The organism is Parasphingorhabdus sp. (assembly GCF_048269865.1).
In the GTDB taxonomy this organism is placed as follows: Bacteria; Pseudomonadota; Alphaproteobacteria; order Sphingomonadales; family Sphingomonadaceae; genus Parasphingorhabdus.
In genome coordinates this window covers 1-5,311 of the sequence record NZ_JBLWUA010000029.1, presented here as the reverse complement: position 1 = coordinate 5,311, position 5,311 = coordinate 1, and the positions used below count along the sequence as shown (strand labels likewise).

The window sequence follows — 5,311 nt, the reverse complement described above, 5'->3', positions numbered from 1 at the left end:
CGTCGAACACGTCGCAGAACTCGCCGATGCCGAATTTGGCGGTGTTGGTGCCGCCTTGCGCGGTGGTGACCGAAAGGCCGTAGCCGAGGCCTTCGGAAGCGCCGAAACTGTCCATCAGGATGACTTGAGAAATGTGCTTGCAAAGACCGGCCTTGACCTCCTTGCTCCACATCACGCCGGACGAGATGATCGACACGAGGCTGCTGGTATCCCAGCGGCCGGGATGTTCGTCGAGGGCGCGAAGCATCGGCTTGGCGAAAGCGTCACCCACGATTGCGATACTCTCGACCTTGTGTTTCTCGACCGTCTCCCACAACTCTTCGGCATCGAATGACGGGTCGGAGAGTGTAACGATTGCACCGCCCGACATCAGCGCGCCGATCCCGGTGATAAAGCCTGTGCCGTGCATCAGCGGGCAGGAGGGGAGGGTGCGGCGTCCCGGCCCCTGGCTCTTGATCAGCGCGACGTTTTCTTCGTGCGACTGCGGCACCGGGCCGAGCAGCTTTTGCGCATCGAGCTGAGCCTTGCGCATGTCGTCGTGCCGCCACATCACGCCCTTGGGCATGCCGGTGGTGCCGCCGGTATAGATGAACAGCAGATCGCCTGGTGAGCGCTCGATGCCTAGAGGCGAACCGTCTCCCTGCGTCGTGAGATGTTCATAGGGAACGGCGAAAGGGGCGATTTCCGACGCATCACCGATCTCGACGAAAGTGTGGACCTTCTCAAGCCGGTCCTTCAGCTCAAGGATATAGTCGCGAAATTCGGAGCTGTAGACGATCACCTCGCTGTCGGAATCGTCGAAGATGTAGAATACTTCTTTGGGCACGTAGCGATAATTGATGTTCACATGCGTGAGCCGACCCTTGAAGCAGGCCGCCATCAGCTCGCCGTATTCGGGACGGTTTCGCATGTAGAACGCCACCTTCGCCCCGTCGACGGCACCGCGTTCCCGCAGGTTGCGCGCGAGATTGTTCGAACGGACTGACATTTCCGGCCATGTGATGATCCGGTCGCCATGGATCAGCGCGGGCGCATCCTTCGGCATGGCCGGTTCGATAGCATCAAGAATGTCGCCAAGGTTCCAGTCGATCACGTTTCCATCTCATCTCTTGGCGGGGCGCCGCTTGTCTCGCGGCGTCCCCGCAGCTACTTAAATCACGCTGCCCGGGTCCACCCCTGCCGCGCTGCTGCTTCGGCTCTCACCGCTTCGGGGCCGCCAAGAACCTGGCGATCGAAACCGATCCGCTTGAACCAATAATGGAGCCCAAGCAGGTCGGTGAAGCCCATCCCGCCATGCACTTCGGTGGAAGTGCGCGCGACGAAGCGATACACCTCGCCGGTATGCGATTTCGCGTGACACGCGGCGAGCGTGGCTTCATCCGACGCTGCGTCGAAAGCATGCGCTGCGTACCAAATCAGGGAGCGGCATGGTTCGTGACGGGCTGCCATTTCCGCGCACATATGCTTGACCGCCTGAAAGCTGCCAATGATCCGCCCAAATTGTTCGCGCTGTCCGGCATAATCGACCGCCTTCTCAATCATGGCCTGACCCGCGCCGAGGCTGTCAGCGGCCAGGATCACCCGGCCCGCATCGCGCAGCCGTGCCGCAGTCGCTCCGCCATCGTCGGCCAGTGGTTCGGCCGCAACGGTCTCGAACCGCATTTCCCCTACGCTGCGGGTGCGGTCGATCGTCGTCAGCGGGATTTTCTCCAGCCCCGGTGCATCGGCGGGGACGAAGTGCATCCGCCCGGCGGTATCGGCCACCAGGAAGGCCTCGGCGCCGGTGAAATCGAGTGCGAACAGCGCCGTGCCGTCCAGCTTGCCGCTGTTGCAGGTTACGCCCGCCCCGTCGCGCACCTCAATAGTCTCGGCAATGGCAACGGCGATCTGCGCTTTGCCGCTGGCGATCTGAGGCAACCACTCAGCCTGCTGCTGCTCGTTGCCGGCTTGCGCCAGCGCGATGGGTGCAAGCACATGGCTGGCGAGAAACGGCACCGGAGCGACCGCATAGGCAAGCTGTTCGGCCACAACAGCTGCATCTAGCAAGGTCATACCGAGGCCGCCATGCTGTTCGGGAACCATCATTCCTGTGATGCCCAGTTCGCTCAGTGCAGACTGCACCTTTTCGCTGTAAGAAGCTTCGCCTTCGGCGCACTCACGCACATGGTCGAGCGGGCAGGTGTCGGCGAGGCATCGCGCGACTGTATCGCGCAGCATCTGCTGGTCTTGCGACAGTCCGAAATCCATCAGGCGGCTCCCTGTTTCTGGCGGACCGCGACGGCGGCGCCCTGTTCGGCCGGCGCAGGTTTGGCCAGCTTAGGTTCGCGCGGCATATCGAGACCGCGTTCGGCGATGATGTTCTTCTGGATCTGCGCGGTACCTCCACCGATGATAAGGCCCAGCTGGAACATGTAGTTCCACTGCCACGCGCCTCCTTCGCGCTCGCGATTGCTACCGTGATAAAGGATGCCGATCTCGCCCATGGCGTCGATCGCCAGAGCCGATATCTGATGCGCCAGTTCGCAGCTTTGCAGCTTGACAATCAGCTTGGCCATGCCGCCGGGTTCGCCCTTCAGATTGTCCGAAAGGATACGCATTCCGTTGTATTTCATCGCTGCAACTTCGGCCTGAAGCGCCGCCAACCGGTCGCGCAGCACGGCATTGTCGATCGCGCGGCCTTGGCCGACACGTTCTTTCTGCATTAGCTTGACCAGTGCCTGAAATCGGTTTTCCAGCGCATCGGGATCGCCCAGCATGCCGCGTTCGTGACCCAGTGTCGCATTGGCGACGAACCAGCCTTGACCACGCTGGCCGACGATCTGGTCCATCGGCACCCGCACGTCGGTGAAGAACGTCTCGTTAAATTCGGCGTGACCGGTCATGGTCTTGAGCGGACGCACATCGATCCCCGGCGTATCCATCGAGAATATCAGATAGGAAATGCCGCCGTGCTTGGGCGCGTCAGGTTCGGTCCTGACCAGGCAGAAGATCATGTCCGCCTGCTTGGCCGTGCTGGTCCAGATCTTCTGGCCGTTGATCACGAATTCGCCGTTTTCGATCCGCGCGCTGGTTTTCAGGCTGGCAAGGTCCGATCCCGCGCCGGGCTCGGAATAGCCCTGGCACCATACGACCTCGCCTTTCAGCGTCGGCTCGACCCACTGGCGTTTCTGTGCCTCGGTTCCCAGTTCCAGCAGTGTAGGGACCAGCATCGATATGCCTTGGTTGGCAAGTCCGCCGGGAATGCCGGCGCGCGCGAATTCCTCGGCGATGATTCGCGATTTGAGAATGTCGGGCTCGGCCCCGTAACCCCCGTATTCCGTGGGGATCGTGCGGGCGGTATAGCCATGTTCGATCAGCAGTTTTTGCCACTCGACCGCCTCGGGACAGGGGCGGGCGGCCCGGCCCTGCCCGGCTGGCGCACGATTCCCGTACGTCTTTAGGAATTGTCGCACTTCCTCGCGGAAAGCGTCATATTCGGGTCCATATTCGAGATCCATTTCGTGCTTATCCTTCGTGGGGCAGGTTCGTATCGGGGCGGAAAACCGGCAGGCGGAAATCCGCGCCGATCAGTTCGAAATCGAGCGTTACCGGAAGGTCCAGTTCTAGCTTGTCGCGGTCGCAATCGATCAGGCGCGTGGCCATGCGGACGCCTTCTTCCAGTTCCACCACCGCCGAGACAAACGGAATGTCAGCGGCAAAGGCAGGGTGCAGAGCCTGATGTGTGACCGTCCAGGAAAACAGCGTACCTTTTCCGCTGCTTTGCTCCCAAGAAAAGTCGGGCGAGCCGCATTTTGCGCACATGTAGCGTGGCAGGTGGCGGAAGGTGCCACATTCGCCGCAGCGCTGGAAATAGAGATTGCCGTCCTGGCAACGGTTCCAGAATTCCTGTTCCACCGGATCCTGCGGGCGCGGTTGCGGCTTTGGCGGCACCTTCTGCGCCGAGGCACGCATTTTGGGCGGAAGATCCTTCTCGTCGCTCATGCAAACCTCCTCAGGATAGCGATACTGCCATCGCCCAAGTCGCCCCAGCCGGTGACCAGTCCGGTCTGCGCGCCTTCGACCTGGCGTTCGCCGCAATCGTGGCGCAGTTGACGCACCGCTTCGACCACGTGGTTGAGGCCCCAGACATGCGCTTCGCTCAGCAGGCCGCCATGGGTGTTGACTGGATAGCGCCCGCCCAGCTCGATCTGCCCGTCGGCGACAAATTCACCCTGTCCGCCCGGCTCGTAATAACCCAGCGCTTCGAGCTGTAGCAGGACGACATAGGTAAAGCAGTCGTAGATCTGCAGGAAATCCATGTCCTCGCGGCGAACGCCCGCCATGTCGAAGGCGCGCGGGGCGGCATAGCTGAGGCCGATTTTGAACGGATCGGGCCGGGAAGGGATGTCGTCGGCCGGATAGGGATGTCCCTCGGCTGCGCCCGCAATGCTGATGGGGACATGCGGCATGTCTTTTGCCCGGTCCATCCGCGAGACGACGACTGCGCAGGCTCCGTCGGTTTCCAGGCAGCAATCGTAAAGGCGGAAAGGTTCGGAAATCAACCGCGCCGAGTGATAGGTTTCCGCGTCCAGCTCGCGCCCATAGGTAAAGGCCTGCGGATTCATCTGCGCATGGCGGCGGCAGGCCAGCGCGACGGCCGCCATTGCGTCAGGCCCGACGCCGTAAAGCTTTGAATGGCGGGTCGCGAGCCAGGCATACATTTGCACCGGCAAAAACACGCCATAGGGACTGTAATAGCCTTTGACCGTGTTGGTCAGCGTGTTCATGTTCATCGGCCGCGTCGGCGGCGCACCTGGCTTGGGCCTGAGCGCCGAATATCCGTTCCAGCCCAGCGTTATGAGCACATGGTCGCACAGGCCGCTTGCGATCGCCATTGCCGCGTTTTGCAGCGCCGTAGTCGGGCTGGCCCCGCCCATATGCACTGTGGCGGCATAGCGCAGCACATCGATACCCAGATTGGCGGCCATTTCCTCTGACGTCGTATAGATCGGCGGCGGCACCATGCCATCGATATCGGAAGGTTTCAGCCCGGCATCCGCGATGGCGCGGCGCGATGCTTCCAGCATCATGTCCACTGCGGTGCGTTCGGTGCCTTTGACGAAAGCGGTTTCGCCAACGCCAGTGATAGCGGACCTGTCGCTGAAGCTTAGGGCGGCGGGACCGTTCATGCCTGCAGCTCGCCTTGCCGGCGCGCCTGAAACTCACGCTCCAGTCGCTGTGAAAGATCACGCACGCCTACATATACTGCCGGGGGCTGGAGGTTCAGATCGCGGCGCACTTCCTCAAGCGGGCGATCGAGGTACCTTTCCCA

5 protein-coding genes are annotated in these 5,311 nt (G+C 61.8%); all 5 read right to left on the bottom strand.

Translation table 11 applies throughout. The features are described 5' to 3' along the window. A partial coding sequence (locus ACN0WW_RS17250; RefSeq protein ID WP_417614303.1) for an AMP-binding protein occupies positions 1-1,093 on the bottom strand: 1,093 nt, incomplete at its 3' end. Between the two features lie 62 nt (positions 1,094-1,155). Next, positions 1,156-2,247 (bottom strand): acyl-CoA dehydrogenase family protein, encoded by a 1,092-nt coding sequence (locus ACN0WW_RS17245; protein WP_089132085.1) that lies wholly within the window; start codon positions 2,245-2,247, stop codon positions 1,156-1,158. Further along, complete coding sequence (locus ACN0WW_RS17240; RefSeq protein ID WP_089132086.1) at positions 2,247-3,497, bottom strand: acyl-CoA dehydrogenase family protein; 1,251 nt, start codon at positions 3,495-3,497, stop codon at positions 2,247-2,249. The genes ACN0WW_RS17245 and ACN0WW_RS17240 overlap by 1 nt, the downstream gene beginning before the upstream one ends. A gap of 7 nt (positions 3,498-3,504) precedes the next feature. Further along, complete coding sequence (locus ACN0WW_RS17235) at positions 3,505-3,981, bottom strand: Zn-ribbon domain-containing OB-fold protein (protein ID WP_089132087.1); 477 nt, start codon at positions 3,979-3,981, stop codon at positions 3,505-3,507. After that, the gene (locus ACN0WW_RS17230) at positions 3,978-5,168 is read right to left on the bottom strand and encodes a thiolase C-terminal domain-containing protein (protein ID WP_089132088.1); all 1,191 of its coding nucleotides are present in this window, start codon (positions 5,166-5,168) and stop codon (positions 3,978-3,980) included. The genes ACN0WW_RS17235 and ACN0WW_RS17230 overlap by 4 nt, the downstream gene beginning before the upstream one ends. Between the last annotated feature and the right edge of the window lie 143 nt (positions 5,169-5,311).

Excerpts from the sequence above, each read along its gene's own strand:
- ACN0WW_RS17235 (WP_089132087.1), bottom strand. The coding sequence starts at position 3,981 with ATGAGCGACGAGAAGGATCTTCCGCCCAAAATGCGTGCCTCGGCGCAG.
- ACN0WW_RS17245 (WP_089132085.1), bottom strand. The coding sequence starts at position 2,247 with ATGGATTTCGGACTGTCGCAAGACCAGCAGATGCTGCGCGATACAGTC.
- ACN0WW_RS17240 (WP_089132086.1), bottom strand. The coding sequence starts at position 3,497 with ATGGATCTCGAATATGGACCCGAATATGACGCTTTCCGCGAGGAAGTG.
- ACN0WW_RS17230 (WP_089132088.1), bottom strand. The coding sequence starts at position 5,168 with ATGAACGGTCCCGCCGCCCTAAGCTTCAGCGACAGGTCCGCTATCACT.